General features: G+C 59.0%; 14 protein-coding genes and 3 pseudogenes. 8 read left to right on the top strand and 9 right to left on the bottom strand.

All coding sequences use genetic code 11. The features are described from left to right. Positions 1-120 precede the first annotated feature (120 nt). Positions 121-882: a TetR/AcrR family transcriptional regulator gene (locus ACSQ36_RS41335; RefSeq protein WP_436186680.1), complete on the top strand. Its 762-nt coding sequence runs from the start codon at positions 121-123 to the stop codon at positions 880-882. Positions 883-899: 17 nt separating this feature from the next. Here ACSQ36_RS41335 and ACSQ36_RS41340 read toward each other — a convergent pair whose 3' ends face one another. From ACSQ36_RS41340 to ACSQ36_RS41360, 5 genes are all read right to left on the bottom strand, one after another. After that, on the bottom strand, positions 900-1,127 hold the full coding sequence (locus tag ACSQ36_RS41340; protein WP_436186681.1) for a hypothetical protein: 228 nt from the start codon (positions 1,125-1,127) through the stop codon (positions 900-902). A 334-nt stretch (positions 1,128-1,461) separates the two neighbouring features. Next, entirely contained in the window at positions 1,462-2,625 is a 1,164-nt protein-coding gene (locus ACSQ36_RS41345; RefSeq protein ID WP_436186997.1) for a porin, read from the bottom strand. Positions 2,626-2,655: 30 nt separating this feature from the next. Further along, on the bottom strand, positions 2,656-3,753 hold the full coding sequence (locus ACSQ36_RS41350; protein ID WP_436186682.1) for an NAD(P)-dependent alcohol dehydrogenase: 1,098 nt from the start codon (positions 3,751-3,753) through the stop codon (positions 2,656-2,658). An 11-nt stretch (positions 3,754-3,764) separates the two neighbouring features. After that, positions 3,765-5,216, bottom strand: a complete 1,452-nt coding sequence (locus ACSQ36_RS41355) for an aldehyde dehydrogenase (RefSeq protein ID WP_436186683.1) — start codon at positions 5,214-5,216, stop codon at positions 3,765-3,767. 127 nt (positions 5,217-5,343) lie between these two features. Next, entirely contained in the window at positions 5,344-6,759 is a 1,416-nt protein-coding gene (locus ACSQ36_RS41360) for a purine-cytosine permease family protein (RefSeq protein WP_436186684.1), read from the bottom strand. A gap of 395 nt (positions 6,760-7,154) precedes the next feature. On the opposite strand from ACSQ36_RS41360, the pseudogene ACSQ36_RS41365 reads away from it, so the two are divergent. Further along, positions 7,155-7,304, top strand: a pseudogene (locus ACSQ36_RS41365) (IS110 family transposase); the annotation flags it as partial. A 12-nt stretch (positions 7,305-7,316) separates the two neighbouring features. On the opposite strand, the pseudogene ACSQ36_RS41370 reads toward ACSQ36_RS41365, so the two are convergent. Beyond that, positions 7,317-7,643 (bottom strand): annotated as a pseudogene (locus tag ACSQ36_RS41370) (helix-hairpin-helix domain-containing protein); the annotation flags it as partial. 349 nt (positions 7,644-7,992) lie between these two features. Next, positions 7,993-8,898: pseudogene (locus tag ACSQ36_RS41375) on the bottom strand (IS4 family transposase); the annotation flags it as partial. Positions 8,899-9,517: 619 nt separating this feature from the next. Here ACSQ36_RS41375 and ACSQ36_RS41380 point away from each other — a divergent pair. Beyond that, positions 9,518-9,751, top strand: a complete 234-nt coding sequence (locus tag ACSQ36_RS41380; protein ID WP_436186685.1) for a hypothetical protein — start codon at positions 9,518-9,520, stop codon at positions 9,749-9,751. Positions 9,752-10,659: 908 nt separating this feature from the next. Here the strand turns inward: ACSQ36_RS41380 and ACSQ36_RS41385 are convergent. After that, positions 10,660-10,950, bottom strand: a complete 291-nt coding sequence (locus ACSQ36_RS41385; RefSeq protein ID WP_436186686.1) for a DUF1330 domain-containing protein — start codon at positions 10,948-10,950, stop codon at positions 10,660-10,662. 216 nt (positions 10,951-11,166) lie between these two features. Here ACSQ36_RS41385 and ACSQ36_RS41390 point away from each other — a divergent pair, with 216 nt between their 5' ends. From ACSQ36_RS41390 to ACSQ36_RS41410, 5 genes are all read left to right on the top strand, one after another. After that, positions 11,167-11,334 (top strand): hypothetical protein, encoded by a 168-nt coding sequence (locus ACSQ36_RS41390; RefSeq protein ID WP_436186687.1) that lies wholly within the window; start codon positions 11,167-11,169, stop codon positions 11,332-11,334. Between the two features lie 325 nt (positions 11,335-11,659). Continuing rightward, complete coding sequence (locus tag ACSQ36_RS41395) at positions 11,660-12,064, top strand: type II toxin-antitoxin system HicB family antitoxin (protein ID WP_436186688.1); 405 nt, start codon at positions 11,660-11,662, stop codon at positions 12,062-12,064. Between the two features lie 1,141 nt (positions 12,065-13,205). Beyond that, positions 13,206-13,451, top strand: a complete 246-nt coding sequence (locus tag ACSQ36_RS41400; protein WP_436186689.1) for a hypothetical protein — start codon at positions 13,206-13,208, stop codon at positions 13,449-13,451. 5 nt (positions 13,452-13,456) lie between these two features. Further along, positions 13,457-13,798 (top strand): hypothetical protein, encoded by a 342-nt coding sequence (locus tag ACSQ36_RS41405; protein ID WP_436186690.1) that lies wholly within the window; start codon positions 13,457-13,459, stop codon positions 13,796-13,798. A 113-nt stretch (positions 13,799-13,911) separates the two neighbouring features. Continuing rightward, complete coding sequence (locus ACSQ36_RS41410; protein WP_436186691.1) at positions 13,912-14,127, top strand: hypothetical protein; 216 nt, start codon at positions 13,912-13,914, stop codon at positions 14,125-14,127. Positions 14,128-14,474: 347 nt separating this feature from the next. On the opposite strand, the gene ACSQ36_RS41415 is transcribed toward ACSQ36_RS41410, so the two are convergent. Continuing rightward, a complete protein-coding gene (locus tag ACSQ36_RS41415; RefSeq protein WP_436186692.1) occupies positions 14,475-16,073 on the bottom strand; it encodes a SagB/ThcOx family dehydrogenase in 1,599 nt (532 codons plus the stop codon). Positions 16,074-16,132: the final 59 nt, after the last annotated feature.

Raw genomic sequence — 16,132 nt, forward strand, 5'->3', positions numbered from 1 at the left:
ACTCGCCATGCCAGCGGCTGCCTCCGTAACACTGGACGTACAATACCGGCACGCAGCTGATCTCATGCCCTGCGCGCTATCCTTGACGGCGAACCTGCCTCTCACACGGCCTGAATACCTATGGCAAGAGACACACCAAGCAGCTCATCTTCACGCGCTGCGCCGAAGCGGCGCAACAGCCCCGGTCGGCCAGTGGGCGTAAGCAATCTTCGGGAAAAGATCCTCGATGCCGCCGAAGTCGATTTCGCCGACCGCGGTTATGCCGGTACGGCGTTACGTGAAGTGGCGACCCGGTGCGGCGTCACACAGGCACTCATCACTTATCACTTTCACACCAAGCAGCAACTGTTCGAGGAGGTCTTTCTACGCCGCGCCACGCGCATTTCCGAGCAGCGCCTGGCGTTGCTCGGCCAACTGCGGGCAAGCAAACCCAGGTCCCATCCGACGGTGGAGGAAGTGGTACGAAGCTTCCTTCAGCCAATGCTCGAACTGCGTGGTTCGCCAGGAGGGGGCGCGTTCGTCCGCCTTCACGCCCGGCTGCACATGGAGCCGCCGGAAATTTCCTATAAGCTGCGCAATCTCGCGTACGGCGAATCCACTCAGGCTTACGTCGAGGCGCTTCGTCAGGCACTCCCGAACCTTCCCGAGAAGGACTTGTACTGGCGGGTTACCTTGATGATCGGCGCTTATCTGTATGGCTTCTCCGACAGCCATCGTCTCGAGGTCTTGAGCGACGGCGCGTGCAATCCGGGCGACCCCCTGGAAACCCTGGAGCAGCTCACTGCGTTCGTGGTCGGCGGATTGCAGGCCGGGAAGGTTGAAAAGCCAACCGCGCCGGCTGTCCCGAAGGAACGCAAGCGCCCGGCTCGCGCGGCCAGCTGATCGCCGGCCGCGGTGTCTTAACGATGCAGCGACACCTGTAGCGAGCCGATGATCTGGCTCATGGTCGCGTGCATCGACTGCGTCGTCGGACCGGGCAGCCCGGAACTGCCGGTCGCGGCGATCATGTCGTTCAGCAGTTCCGCGGCATCGGCGGATGCCTCGGGCGGCAACACCGACGCCAGCGCGCTGAGCGCCGCCACGAGGCCGTGAATCTGCCCTCGCAATACTTCAAGATCGTTTTCCATCAGCTCTCTCCAGTCAAAAAATTATCGGGTGTGCAATGGCTTGCGGTATCCCGCTCAACCAGCGACGACGTACCTCGGCGCCGACCGGGCGATACAGTCATTTCGACGGGCCCCAAGTGGACATATTTACCGTCGCAACGGTGCGATAATTGCTACGGCCTAGCGGCGAAGGTTTATTTCATTCGCCGAACGTCGAGCTATCGTATGAACCGATCGGACCTCATGACCCGGCGTGCTTCGTCAGGTCTAAGCTGTACGCGCGCCGGAACGGTCCGCCGCGCGTACAGCGGGCCGATTCATCTCACTGCTGCGTCTGCGCGTGCAACGCGTTCTCTCAGAAAGCGTGGCGCAATCCGGCAATGACGGCTGCCTGCGAGCCCGTCGAGGATGGCGACAGCGTGTTGATCATCGCATTGCCGAGCACCGAGTCGGCGGGAGCGCCGTGGACATGCTGATACACGCCTTCCAAATAGACATCCGTCCGCTTGCTGAGCGCGTAACCAGTCTGCAGCATCGCGGTGTGCCATATTGGCGACGCGTTTGTCGTGCCATCGCTGTATGCACCGTCGGTGAAGGTGTACGCGGCCGATACTGTCCAGGCAGGTGTCAGCGAATAGCGACCGTTGATCTCGTAGTTGTCGACGCGCAGCGCGCCGGCAAGTGGCATGTAGCTAGCGAGTCCAATTGACAGAACGCTCGACATGTCGTCGTTCTGCGTATGGGTCCAGACCGCCCCCACCGTGGCCGCGCCGAAGCTATAGCTGCCGCCCGCGCCCCAGATACGCTGACGCCCGGCGATAAAGTTCGCGCTGCCATCCGAGGATGACACGGCACCGCCCGGATTTACCCCAGTCATCCCGCCGCCCGCGTCGTTGAATTGCAGGTAGCCCGCCGCGAGTGCCAGCGGTCCTCGCGCATACGACAGGGCGAAGCCATAAGCGCGATTGTCTGCGAAGGCGCCTGCGGCATTGCTCATCGCGTACATGCCTTCGACGGTCGCACCGTAGAACGTCGGGCTCACGTACTTAACGGCGTTGTTCGGCACCACCGAATTCGCCGCCAGGTTGTCGTTCTCGAACGGATGCGCGGCCAGGCTACCACCCCATGTGTTGAAGCTCGACGACATCGGCCCGAGCTGATCATTGACCACGTCGAACTGGCGGCCAAAGGTGAGCTTGCCGTAAGTGTCGCTTTGCAGGCCGACCCACGCTTGCGAGCCGAAGCCATCGCCGGCGAACGCCTGCGTGCCGTTGTTCGAGTTGAAGCCCTGCTCGAGGGCGAACAATGCGTGCAGCCCGCCGCCCAGATCTTCCGTGCCCTTCACCCCGAATACCGTGTTCTGCGTCGAACCGCTCGAGAGCTGCAAGTTCCGATGACCGGATTGGTTGTTCGTATAGATGATGCCGGTATCGATCAATCCATACAGGGTGACGCTGCTCTGCGCCTGCGCGCCGGCGCCGAGCGCTCCGCACACGGCGCCAACGCCCACAGAAAGCATTTTAGTTTTCAATTTGTAATTCCTTTCAAATCAGAAGCGCAGCACGGCTTTCACGACCTTACCGGTCTCGGAATCGTTCATCGCTCGATTGATGTCGCTGAACGGGTAGAACGCGATCAGCTTGTCGAGCGGGAAGCGCCCTTGCCGGTATAATTGAATGAGGTGCTGAAAGAACACATCAGGGTTGGATTCGCCCTGAACAATGCCGCGGAACGTCTTTCCGTGCGTCATCATGTCGACGATGTCGAGCGTCAGCTCTTTGGCTCCGGCCGGCACGCCGACCGTTCCGCACACGCCGCGCGGCGCCAGCGCATCGACGCATTGACGTAGGATCCTGGCGTTGCCTGTCGTATCGAATGCATAACCGACCCCTGGACCGGTCAGCGCCTTGATTGCCTGGACTGCGTCCTGTTCGGCTGCGTGAATCGTACCGGTCGCACCGAGCGTGCGTGCCATCTCGAGCCGGGCCTGATTCAGATCGATGGCGAGGATCTGCGTCGCGCCCGCTGCATGCGCGGCCATGATCGCCGCGAGACCTACGGACCCCACACCGAACACGGCAAGCGAATCGCCCACTTTCACTTTCAGCGCGTTGATCACGGCGCCTGCGCCGGTCTGGATGCCGCAACCGATTGGCGCGAGGACGTCGAGCGGCAAATCGTCGGCGACTTTCACGACGTTACGTTCACGGCACAGACTGTAGTTGGCAAACGACGATTGCCCGAAGAAGTTCGCGAAGACCGGCTCGCGGTCGGCGCGCAACGTCGCGGAACCGTCGCCGCGCAAGCCACTGAAATTGAACTTGAAGAAGTGATGGCAGTAAGCGGGCGCGTGCTCGACGCAACTCGGGCAAACGCCACACGAGTCATAGTGCATGATGACGTGGTCGCCCGGCCCTACCTTGCGCACGTTCGGACCGACGCGCTCGACAATTCCTGCGCCTTCATGCCCCAATACGAGCGGATGCGGCACTGGGAACTGACGATCTCGCATCGCCGCGTCCGTGTGACAAATACCGGTGGCGACGAGCTTGACGAGGATTTCGTCGTCGCGTGGATCCTCGAGCTCGAAGGTCTCGACGGAGAGCGGCGCCTGAATGTCGCGCGCAATCGCTGCAGTGATTTGCATGGTTGTGTTCCTTAGAAGGGGTAATGAGGCTGGCCCGTCTCGATCGTGACCCAGCGAAGTTCGGTGAACTCCTGCACGCCCGCGCGGCCGCCGAGACGTCCGTAGCCGCTCGCCTTCACGCCGCCGAACGGCATCGGCGCTTCGTCATGCACGGTCGGGCCATTGATGTGGCACATGCCGGATTCGATCTGTCGCGCGACAGTGAGGCCGCGCGCGCCGTCGCGGCTGAACACACCGGCGGTCAATCCATATTCGGTGTCGTTGGCGACACGGATCGCTTCCGCATCATCCCGCACGCGCACGATCGACACGACCGGCCCGAACGATTCCTCGTGATAGATGCGCATATCGGGCGTCACGCGATCCAGCGCCGTGGCTTGCATTACTGCACCGTCGGCTTCGCCGCCCGCAAGCAGCACCGCGCCCTTCGCGCGCGCATCGTCGAGGAGTTCGCGCAGGCGCTTGACGGCTTGTTCGCTGATCAGGCTGCCGAGCTGCACCTTGCCGGTACGCGGATTGCCCGCCTTCAGCGCTCGGGCGCGTGCGCCGAACTTCTCAGTGAACGCATCGGCCACTGCCTCCTGCACGACGATGCGCTCGGTGGACATGCAAATCTGCCCTTGGTTGAAGAACGCGCCGAAGATCGCGGCATCGACGGCCGCGTCGAGGTCCGCATCGTCCAGCACGACAAGCGGCGCCTTGCCGCCGAGTTCAAGCACCACGGGCTTCAGTTCGCTCGCGGCAAGCTGCGCGATGATGCGGCCGACGCGCGTCGAACCGGTGAAGCTCACGCGCCGCACCGCCGGGTGCGCGATGAGTGCCTGTACGACGTCTTGCGCGTCTTCGGGCGCGTTGCTCACGACGTTGACGACGCCCGGCGCAAAACCGGCTTCCTGCAGCACGTCGCCGATCAGCGCATGGGTCATCGGACAGAGCTCCGACGACTTGAGCACCACCGTATTGCCGCAGGCGAGCGGCAATGCGATGCTGCGCACGCCGAGGATGATCGGCGCGTTCCACGGGGCGATGCCGAGCACGACGCCCGCCGGCACGCGGAGCGTAATAGACAGGCACGCGTTACGCTCCGACGGAATGACGTCGCCCTGTATCTGCGTGCACATGCTTGCCGCTTCTCGCAGCATGTTCGCGGCTAGACGCGTGTTGAACGCGGCCCAGTCCGCGGTCGCGCCGGTTTCCAGCACCATCGCCTGGACCAGCCGCTCCTGCCACGCTTCAAAGACGTCCGCGGCCTTCAACAACAGTGCGCGCCGTGCGCTCGGGCCGAGCGCCGCCCATGCCGGCAGCGCGGCGGCGGCCGCGTCGGCTGCCGCCAGCGCGTCGGACGCGACCGCGGCAGCGGCAATGCTCGCGACTTCGCCGGTCAACGGATCGCGCCGTTCGAAGCGCCGGCCGCCGTTTGCAGCGCGCCGCGTTCCTCCAATCAATAGCAATGCTTCCAACACTACGTTCTCCATGAGTGTGACCGCCAACGAACGATGTCTCGCTGGCGTCAGGTTCAACGCCGAAAGATTAAACGACAAACATCCACACCGCCGGCCGTTCCCCTGCCCTGCGGCTGCATCAGACCGTTCAGTCCACCTGCGGACGGGTCGGGGACGCGACGATTCGGTGTCCTCCCATATACTTTGCAAGCCAGTAGTAGATGGGTGAGACCGCGGCTACTCCGATGAGCCAGGAAATGTCCGCGCCATGCAGCATCTTTGCGACGGGGCCGGTGTACAGCGCGTTCGAAACGAATGGCACCTCGACGACGATTCCAATCACATAACAAGCGAGGGCAGGACCGTTATATTTTCCGTAGATGCCGCCATCCGGTTTGAAGAACGCATCCACGTCGTAGCGGCCTTTGTGAATCAGGTAGTAATCGACGAGGTTGATCGAAGTCCAGGGAATCAGCACGTAGAGCAGCAGCATGATGAAGTTCTCGTAGTTCTGCATGAAGTCTTCAGTCGCCGCGAGCGCGACGCCCATGCCGACGACGAACAGTACTGTGCTGATCACGGCGCGCGCACTGGCGCGGGGCTTCCACTCGGGGCGAAACGTCTGCGCGATCGTGATCACCGAGAGGGTGCCGCAATACAGATTCATTGCATTGTTGCACGCAATACTCAACGAAAAAATGATCACCACTGGCAGCGCTGCGGCGCCCATCGTCGCGGTCAGGCCCGACACGGCATCTCCTTTCGCCGCGACGATGCCCACCACTGCGCCCAACACCATCGGCAGGATCGAGCCGAGTGCGGAGCCGGTGTAAGTGGCCCAGAAGGCGGTCTTCACGCCCGTATCGGCGGGCATGTAGCGCGTGTAGTCGGAGACGTAAGGCGCGTAACCGAGCTGGTAGAGCGTCGCGACGGACAGCATGCCGATGAAGCCCGTCGTCGTGAAGCTGCCTTTGGCAAGCGCGCCAGCAGGCACGCCATGCACGTAGAAGAGCCACACGAATGCGACGACTAGTGCAAGACCGGACACGTAGGTCAGGATCCGACAGTAAGCGTGGATCAGGTCGTATCCGTATATGGCCGCCGCGAGGCTGATCGCACCTACCGCGATCAGCACCGGACCGCCGTGCGTGATGTGCAACGCATCCGCGATCGACAGTGCGCCAAGCACCGCATTCGCGGCGAAAAAGCCGACGTACATGAAGACCACAACCGCGATCACGAAGATCGCGCCGACAGCGCCGAATTGTCCGCGCGTCTGGACCATCTGCGGCACGCCTAGGCGCGGGCCCTGCGCCGCATGCAGCGCCATCAGAATGCCGCCGAGAAGCGTGCCGGCGATGATCGCAAGTAGCGTCGATCTGGCATCGAGCCCGAAGAGCGTCGTGCCCAACGCACCGGTGATGATGGTTAGCATGTTGATGTTCGAGCCGAACCAGATTGTGAACAGATCCTTGAAGCGCCCATGACGCGCTTCCGCAGGCACCGCGTAGATGGTTTGCTGCTCGACCCCGAATGCGGCTTGGGCCTTGTGTGACGTTTTCATTCCCAGCATCGTGCTCCCCTTTTGCAGCAAATGAATCGCCGGGACTCCGTGCGCGTACCCGCCGATTCGGACTCTTAACGCCTGGCGTCGCATTCAGCATGCGAACCGCCCAGGTTACTGACAGCGTCTTAATTATATGTTCGTAAAATTAATTTGTGCAAGCTGGTGAAAAAGATTTCGCGCCGTCTTCAACTGCCTGTCAGAAGCGTCTCTCTCACCGTTCCAAAAGCCGGCAACTTTGCATTGCGCTTCCCCCGCGTGCGAGCTCGTTAAACGCTCGAACGGGTTTTACGGACCAGTGTCAGAGCGCAGATGCCGCGACGAAAAAAAGCGTCAATGACGAATATGGCACGAGCCAGTCCGGGCCCTGATTCAGTATCGGGACAAATGTATAGGCCTGTCACGGTTCGCATTTCTGGGCGCGAGAGTTGTCCTCGCTAGGGCACACGGTGCGCTTGTTGCCCACGCAGTATGTAAAACCGTTTCTGGTGGGCGGAAAGAACGCAAATGACGCGGCGGCCATCTGTTCTGCGGTATCCCGGCCCCCGCCGTTCGACATCCAACGCGACCCCGAAGTGCTTCTGTGCCAATTGATCCAGCGCCGGCCAACTCATGCCAAACGCCAGCAACCGATAGGTATCGGCATTTATGGCCTTGAGAGCTTCGCCGCCATAGACGTCTGGGATTTTGCGGGATAGGCGCAGGTCGAGCCCGACATCCTGGAACCATCGCAGTGCATCAGCCTTACCGTACTGTCGCCAGCCACCAAGGAGGATGTCGGCAAGGTCGTCGCCGATGACTTTCGCGAGCGTGTGATGGTCGGCATTATCGAGACAGTCGTAGAGTGACCCGCCCAATCCTTCCCACAGCCAGGGCAATCGCATGAAAAATTGTTTACACACAATGGGTTACGAATGGGGGTTGTAAACTGCTGCGAAGACCTTACTATTACCCACAATTTTCACGCCCCAGCCAATATCCAAGCTGGATGTCCATGAGACGATGCATACCTCGCCAGATAACCGTGTTGCCCGGTGGGGGATCATTGGCGCGCGCGAGATAACCGCCGAGTTGCGCGAGCTTGATTAGACTGCGTGACAGCGGAGGTGCCTGTGCAGTGCGTGCGGTATCTTTGACGAGTCGCTCGAGGAAGTCGGTCTCTGTTTGTGTAAGCGCCGTTTGGGGTGGCGCGTCCGGCGCGCATCGGTTGAGTTCGGTCAGCCAGAAGACCCGTCATGAAAGGATGCAGAAGATGGCGATCAGGTTCGTCAGCCGGCTTGCGGTGCGCAGTTGCGACTCTTCAGCCTTGCAGCCGGACTTCAGGATCTTGTGGAACGTCTCTATTTTCCAGCGCATCGCGTACCAGTCGATCTTTTGGATCGCCTCGAGACGTGAGTTCACCGGCCGGTCTGTAATCAGCTTCCATTCGATACGTGGTCGACCCACTGGCTCGCCTCGCTCCAGCGCATGAATCACGGTCAGCTTGAGTGCCGGATAGTGCCGCTGCTTGCTGACGGGCGGTAAGACCGTGATGCGCCGATATCTGATTTCCAGAAGCGCTTGCTGGGGACACCCCTTGGAGTCGCGAAACTCGATCCAATGCAATCCCTTGACCCGCACCTCCGACATCTCGTCCGCAACGGTATGTTCGCCGTCGCCAGCCAACCTGTTAGTACAGGTGCGCACCAAAAAATGCGTTCCAACCTCGCCGGCAGTGCAAAACAGTTCAAAGATGTCGCTCTCCCTGTCACCGATATGTACACAGCGATCCGGATCACCGAGTCGTGCCGTGGACTGCCGAAGGTTCTCAAGCCAGCGGTAGCTCTCTTTCTTCTCGATCGGTACGCGCGTGAAATTAACCTTGCGGTTCAACTCCCTGGTGTTCTTGAACTCTTTTCGACTCCAGAATTTGATGGCCGTCAGCCCGAGCGGCAACCCGTCTGTTGTAACCGCCAGACTCGAATGCATCAGGACGCCGCATTGGGAGCTTGGCTTGGGACGGCCTCGACGCTCGGCGGCGGTTATCGTATTGCTGGCGTAACCGATGAGTTCGGGGTGCTCTCTTTCATACAGGAACGCGCTCGTGTCGTGAAGCACAAGAGCCGGCCCTTCGGTCACTGCAAAGCGCTGCGCCGTTGCCTGAAAATGACCGCTTTACGGTTAATATTCCCAACTAAATTTGACATAAATAGAATTTATCACCTTTTTACATAAATGTTCTGCTAATTGGTAGTCTATTGCATGCCAGTGCATTTTTAGGACTGTCGTGTTTTGATGCTGCTGCGATGCTGGGAGCTCCGATCCATCGATGGCAGCTCGCCATGCAGTCAACCGAACTGGTTGGGCCGTCACGACCTTAATCGAAGCGGTATCCAACACCAGCCGTCCGCCTGCTGCACACGGGCCGAAGTGGCCGCCACTGAGACGACTCAGTCGTTTCAACGTCATGAATCGAAAACATAAAAACATGCTTTCAGGCATAGCATCCTCCCGCAGTCGGACACGACGCAGTTCGCGACGCCTGGCATTTGCTGGGCTGAGACTTTTTCGCAACACTCCAGATCTTAATGCGCCGATCGGCATTGTTTTACGCTGAACTTTGTTATGTTTAGATGGAAGTTGTAAACGGCAAGATATCAATCGCTCGGATGCGGTCGTCTGCTGTCCAGACGCAAGCGACCGGACATAGGGCGACGCGGCGGGAGAGATCAATATGTTGCGATGGATAGCGAACTGGGCGGCGCGTTGTGCGCCTACTGTGGAGCAGCAGGCGCAAAAGGCTTTGCCTGAACTACGTCTGGAGCTTTTTCAAGCCGAGCAACGAATTCTTGATGCACAAGTGCACGCGGACTACTATCGCGCGCGATTAGCGTTTTGCGAATCGGTGCTGAAAAATGGTATTGAGCATGTCAGCGACAAGCGAAAGGAGCCGGAAACGGTAGTTGCGACGTTGCGCAGCGGCCCCAAGCTAACAGCAGCGCAATCGGCTTGATGACGTCCCGACACACGACGTGAAGAGTGGGCTACTGTTGTCGTGCGGTCGGGGCTTCGCAATTGCGCGTTAAGGTCAGCGAGGCGTTCGCGGGGAAAAGCCACTGCGCAATGACCGCTTAAACCGACGCCGCACCTTGCGCCGATCTTACTACGTCTCGCACCTATATTTAGCATACCTAAGAATGACGATGTGGGCTGTGCTCCGCCCAGTGATGGCCGGCAGGCGGCGAACCAAGCGTACCCAGGTCACCGAATCATCCGCTGGCGATCCGCCATTCACCGTTGACGGATCCCACCGGGGAATGCCCGGCGCGGCGCAGTCATCGATAGAGGCGGTTGTCTCCGTGTGATATACATCGACCCGTCGAAATTCGCACTCGTCTTGCGGAAACTTAATCATCAACGGGGTACGCTGCGCCGTCTCAACGTCGGGGAAAACTTGCGCGTCGTCTAGCCCCGCCGGATTGCAGGCTAACAAAAAAGGAATTCCATGATCTTCACGTAAGAGGGTTCCGCAGTGAGCGCTGTGTATGACTTAGCCTACCTTACGTTCCCACGCGATTGCCAGAAATCCCTGCTCGGACGCTGAACGCGCAGCGTTCACCATAGTTCTTGTCGTGAGCTTCGCATTGATGGATCGAACGTATTGGCGCCGCAACGCGTAAAGCGAAATATCTAGACTCTCGGCGACCGAATCGATCCGTTCACCGCGTGCGATAGCGTTCAAGATTTGTAGATCGAGCGTCGTGAGTCCGCTATTTTTTTAGCGCCAACGCCTTTCGACGATGCGACCGCTTATGGACGGGGTCTTTACGGACGAGTTCGAACAAGCTGCCAAGTCGTCGCGTAGATTCCGTGGAAGCGGTTGAACTGGCCAAGCGCCATGCGCTCGCATGGCGTGTATTGTCAGACGCCTTCAACAATGCGAAAGTCACGCTCTGCGGCGTTCGCGAATACCTTGAGTGCCTCCTGATAAGCGGCAGTGTCGCGGGCTGCGATGGCAGCCCGCACACTGTCGAATTCTACGACCGTAGTGCGTTGCTTCAGGCCTGCTTCATACACTTCGGCAGCTACGCCGCGGACAAGGAAGCGTCCGCCTGCCGCCTCGACCGCTGGGCCTGCAAGCTTGGCATAAGCCGCGAGCGCATCTGGGTTGGAGATAGAGCGGTAGGTGCTGATCCAATAACCTTTTGCCATACAATTCCTTTAAATTGGAATGCCATTCGATGCAGCATCAGGCATGCGTGGTCGTATGTTCCGGCGTTGCCCCCGAGAATTCGAGAGGAATAATATAGTGCCATGGATCGGGTTAAGACGCTGGACTTAGGCTTGTGGGTTTCAAACCCGGATAGCGCAGACTCGCCGTCTAGAAGCCAGTCGACGCGGTAACTGCCGTCAGTGAAAGCAGCCTTCATGAGCTCGTCAATCGTCCTGTCGTCCTCAGCAGGCAAGACTCTCGTCAACCGCTCCTCGCATGAACCCCGCTGGCAGATGGGCGGACGTGCAAGCGCAGAACGGCCTCGGGCGGCGACGCTAGCCAACCTCTTTGCCTATGTTTCTCAGGAGGATCTCAGGGCGTGATACGGCATCACTTCGCGCTCAAGCGGCATCTATTGCGCGCCTCGCTTAACGCACACAAGCCTGCGAACGCTTTGTCTCGTAGCATCGCTTTATTCAACTCGCCCACAATCAGTCACCTGCTTCATGACATGTCACCCGCCTCGGTCGGTAATGTGCACGTTCGCCTCAGGTTGATAACGCCTCAGAAAGGTCTTGCATATCCGTGCGTAGCGCGTCTAATGGCGGACATGATGAATGCCTGTGTCGCACACAACAACCGCGAGCACAAGCGTTTCGCTGCGCAACGAATCATCCGGGAGCGGCCGGTGCAAATTGGGGCACAACTATGCAATATCCGGTGTACGTCCACCGCGACACAGCCACGGCTTTTCGTGCCAGCTTCCCCGATTTTCCCGGAGCGGATGTAGCTGGAAACTCGCTGGAAGAGCTGAAGCACAACGCGCAAAATATCGTGGAACTGAAGTATGACGGCAGCGAGCAGCTCATTCCAACTCCTACCTGCGACACGTCGGAGTTGCGTAGGCTTGAAATGGACGACGGTGAAGGCATCTGGATGTTCTTGGACATCAATATGTCACGGGTGACTTCGAGGGTCGTAGGTCTTCACATAAGCCTCCGTGAGACCGTTCTTAATCGAGTCGATTCTGCCGCACGAGAGCGGCATTTGACGCGTTCGGCGTTTTTCACGCTCGCCGCCTTGCACGAGTTGGAAACCCAAGCAGGACGATGATCGTCTTCCGGTGCCGCGCTGACGACGAATCTGCGCACTTTCGGCGTCAATGTTCGCGCTGCGACGACGCATGTGCGGACGGTAAGGTGCGCGGGCGGCACCACTCCGCGTACGCCAGCGATCGCCCGGCGCCCTGGCGACGCCTTCTGCTTTATGGAGAAACATATGAACTTCACCCAGACGTTCCCTTCTAAACCCAATCAGACACGGTCTGTTGCCATGCCGGCGTCCCGGCCGACAGCCGAGGCAACCCCAACGCCAGCGCGGAAGCCCGCAGGCGAGCCACCCTTGTCGCCGTCCGAAGCGGCCCGAGAAGAGCATGAAAAATCGGTTGAACACACGATTCCGGACGACCCGGTCGGAGACTATGCGTAGGCCGACATAGCGTCACACTGAGAAAAGCCCGTGCGAGCTTCCGCTCGTAGCGTTGGCCCTAGTGGTGCGCGTCGCGATCAGCAGGTTTGAGCTAAGCGGACTCTAAACCGTCGCGATGTGGAAGGAAAAATGAAAAGCCTGATTGTTCCAGCATGCTTGCAATGCTGTCTATTTCGGCCCGCTCGTCTACGTAAAAAAGCGGACCGGCGCAATAACCTCGTAACATGGTGTTTGTCTCTCGGCGCTTCAGGCGACTTCGTTGGGACGGACATTTGCTGTTTTGAAGATGAAGTGGAGCATTCGAGCTTCAGTAAATTTATGCGCCAAAACCTTCTTCACGGAACATAGATTATCCACACGTGTTCGTCAGCCAACGCTGTCAGTAACACGAAAAGACATCATCAATAAGAATACCTCACCGACGGTACTGTGCAGCTTTTCAAGTACCGAAACACGACCATCGCGAGCGTTCGCCCCCCAACGGATTGACTTGCGCCCACATCACCAACGAATCGACAGATCGTAGCGCGTATAGGTTCGCGACTCTGATTCCGGTGCAGTCCCCGTCTCAGATGAATGTCCGGCCGCACCGAATGGTTGGATCGTCCAAGGTCGCGTCGGTCGCGCTTAGTTTGAGCACTATGAACAACGCAGCTTCCCGTTTCGAAAACCCTACTTGCCCGCACGAGTCAACGAATATCGGTAGGAACGGCACGGGCTAATGATTGGGCTCATACTAGGATCGCCCAATCAAACGAGGTAGCCTATGAAAAATTCGTTTGTGCACAAAGGCTTTACCGTCTCGATGAACGCGGTGAGAAATGACACCAACCCTGAGCGTGTGCGTTTCGATGTCGCTGTTTCCATTGAAGACATCTCCACGGGACAATTTCTTCTCAACGAAACCCGGCCGGTGGAAGCATTGGACGAGGAGCAAATGACTGCGGAACGCGTGTTGAACCACTGTGCCCGCGAGGCGCGCAACTTGATTGATGGTGGACACAAAGCTTGAGACAGGTGACCGCCTCACTCGTTTCCCTGGGTTTTCGTCGTAGCAGCGTCGCAGCCCAGTGGCGCTATCGCTTCGTCGAGCATGACGCCGCTGACAAGGATGGAGTATTCAGTCATAGTTGGGTTCTTGAGGGCAGGAAGGAGTCGGGCATGCCAGAAGAACTCAGTGCCAAAGCGAAAGCCGCGCTACTGGGGCTCAACGAACGCGCCGCGAGCGACCAACCTCTCATGGTTGAGTGGGACATCCAAACGGAACTGGAAAAGAGCGAACTGGTTTCGGCGGTTCCGCACGGTGGATGCCTGATCACCGAAAAGGGACGAGCATATGTGCGAGAGATGAATGGCTGATTCAGCCACACGTTTCGCAGACAGACGCGCCAGAACGGCGTGGCGCGAGAGGCAACGACCGAAGGAGCCCTCCCTCATACCAAGATCCCTCCACCATAAATACGGAGACCACCATGGTGTTCAAAGAAACGAAGGGCAACAAGACCGTCGAGGTGTGCGTGATGCCCGCGCCCGGCGGGATGTTTAAAGGCTATATTCGCATCACATCGAAGCGAGGTAGCCACACCATCGAGAGAACGATTGGGCGCGGCTGCGGTCGTCCGGTGAACACCGAGCAGGAAGCGCTGGAGTTGGCCAAACCCGAAGCGCGACGAGTGCTGGCCCTGTAACGCTCATAACCTCTCCGCAAAGCCGTCAGGCGTCGCGTAGGCGGTCTCTGGCTGCTCGACCGTCCTCCGCGTCCTTGCCTCTATTGCGTCGGCTTTCGCGACAAACTAGGCGGCAATCAGATTGCGGACTCAGTCCACTGCACACGCATCAATCTGTTTGCACTAAGCGATCACAGCTCATGTCCCATCGGCTCCTCGTTGAACTGGTCCTAAACGTCTCTTCAGATACATGTAGAGTTTTGCGGAGGACTAACGAGAGTGACAATTTTCGAACATGTTTAGTACATGATCAACTACGCTGCTCTGACGCAAAACCTACAGCCATAATGGAAAAACCAGCGCGCCGGTCAAGGTTGAACCTGATACGGCGGAAATGCGGACAGGCGCTGGTCGTCCACCGCACCACCGACGGTAAAGTGATACAGGCTTTGCCAGGCGTGATCCTCCACCCCGAGCAGTGTGTGCATTTCATCATCGAAAAAACAGCCAATCCCCGTGGCGCGTACGCCGGCGGCTTCGGCTTCAAGATAGAGCGCTTGGCCGAGAACGCCACATTCCCAGAAGAGGTGGCGATAACGCCATGGTTGCTTCAACGCGATGTCGAATGTCGCGATCATCCCCAGTGCAAAGCAGGAATCGGCGGCGATATCCTGATGGCAGCAGATCAACTTTGCCACGGCACGCAAATCGTAAGGCAGCAAAAAATAGAGTGGCAGATAGTCCGGACCCGTCTTCTGCCACAGCCATTCTGGGCGCATAGATTGCTTGAGAATCGGCAGCGCTCCCGGATTTCTCACGAGCATATACAGGCCCGGCTCCAGGTCATCGACGCGATGCACCAATAGCGCTGCATGCACCGCGGCAGGAGACAGCAGTGCATTCCACGGCGGCGTGTTACGGCGTACCAACAGGCACGCCAGCATGCTAAAAAAGGCTGCGGCGGTGATGCGCGTCACGCCATCGAAATTCACAGCGCTGCGACGCTGCCGGGCGATCCGGGAAAAGCTGAGATCGACGGCAGGCATCTCGGGCGACGGACATTCATTCGGCGTCAGCAAGCTCGGCTCGCGAGTACGAGACTTATGCGTGACGCGATGAATCGAATCGATATCCGGCCACGTCACATGTCCCAAGCTTAGCTGATTCGCGCATCCGCGCCATTGCGCCCTATCCAAAACAGTCAGCATGCGCTCAAGATCAGGTCGTAGTTCGGGCTTGCCGATCCAAAGCAGGACATCTGGCGCCTCTCTTTCGGCCGCGCCGAAATCTTCGCTGCGGTCCAATCCAAGCAATCCGGCGACTGCATCATCTGCAGCTACCTCCACCAGCCGCGTCTGCCAGCCGAGCGCTGCCGCTGCATAACTTACCGCTGCGATGACATGGCCGCAATCCTGCTGACAATAGCGCCAGGCGCGCATGCCGTATTTCCACGCCTCGCGCCAGTGGATCGAACTTATGCCGACCAGAACACCGCCGTTCGAGAACGCCTCGGTCCATCGCGGATCATCCACTGCAGCGCGATGTTCAAATACATGGTCTCGGCTCAGGTAGTGGTAGACCCCTGCGGACAACCCGGACAGAGGCGGACACAGAAGATAGCTTTCCGTTGGATGCAGATTCCCGCTCGACGGGTTGCAGCGCAGCGCCCACCGCTGGGCGTCATAGGCTTTCCAAGCCGACAGGCCCAGCGAGAGTTCGAACAGGATTGCCAGATTGGAAAGATCAAATCTGCGCGGCGGTGGCAGGGCGCCGCGGCGCAGCTCGTTGTAGCGTGTAGAGAGCGTATCTGCGGCTAAGGGCAGACCGATGCGCGGTGCGCCGCGAAAGACCCGGAACGGATCCGGCTGGTTTGTCCAGTCAAGTCCCCTGGGACCAGGAGCGTAGTGGTCGAGGCGATGCTTACTGCGTTCGTGATATTCAAGCAGCTCATGTTGTAACCGATCCATATTCCCCTCGGCTTAGGAGTCTCCGGATATGTTGTGCGCGTTGCCCTGGGTGTGTCGTC

The sequence above is a fragment of the Caballeronia sp. LjRoot34 genome, assembly GCF_964253815.1.
GTDB lineage: Bacteria > Pseudomonadota > Gammaproteobacteria > Burkholderiales > Burkholderiaceae > Caballeronia.

Bases quoted from the DNA above. Each gene is read 5' to 3' on its own strand.
- ACSQ36_RS41335 (WP_436186680.1), top strand. From the start codon at position 121: ATGGCAAGAGACACACCAAGCAGCTCATCTTCACGCGCTGCGCCGAAG.
- ACSQ36_RS41340 (WP_436186681.1), bottom strand. From the start codon at position 1,127: ATGGAAAACGATCTTGAAGTATTGCGAGGGCAGATTCACGGCCTCGTG.
- ACSQ36_RS41345 (WP_436186997.1), bottom strand. From the start codon at position 2,625: ATGCTTTCTGTGGGCGTTGGCGCCGTGTGCGGAGCGCTCGGCGCCGGC.
- ACSQ36_RS41350 (WP_436186682.1), bottom strand. From the start codon at position 3,753: ATGCAAATCACTGCAGCGATTGCGCGCGACATTCAGGCGCCGCTCTCC.
- ACSQ36_RS41360 (WP_436186684.1), bottom strand. From the start codon at position 6,759: ATGAAAACGTCACACAAGGCCCAAGCCGCATTCGGGGTCGAGCAGCAA.
- ACSQ36_RS41385 (WP_436186686.1), bottom strand. From the start codon at position 10,950: ATGGCAAAAGGTTATTGGATCAGCACCTACCGCTCTATCTCCAACCCA.
- ACSQ36_RS41390 (WP_436186687.1), top strand. From the start codon at position 11,167: ATGAGCTCGTCAATCGTCCTGTCGTCCTCAGCAGGCAAGACTCTCGTC.
- ACSQ36_RS41395 (WP_436186688.1), top strand. From the start codon at position 11,660: ATGCAATATCCGGTGTACGTCCACCGCGACACAGCCACGGCTTTTCGT.
- ACSQ36_RS41400 (WP_436186689.1), top strand. From the start codon at position 13,206: ATGAAAAATTCGTTTGTGCACAAAGGCTTTACCGTCTCGATGAACGCG.
- ACSQ36_RS41410 (WP_436186691.1), top strand. From the start codon at position 13,912: ATGGTGTTCAAAGAAACGAAGGGCAACAAGACCGTCGAGGTGTGCGTG.
- ACSQ36_RS41415 (WP_436186692.1), bottom strand. From the start codon at position 16,073: ATGGATCGGTTACAACATGAGCTGCTTGAATATCACGAACGCAGTAAG.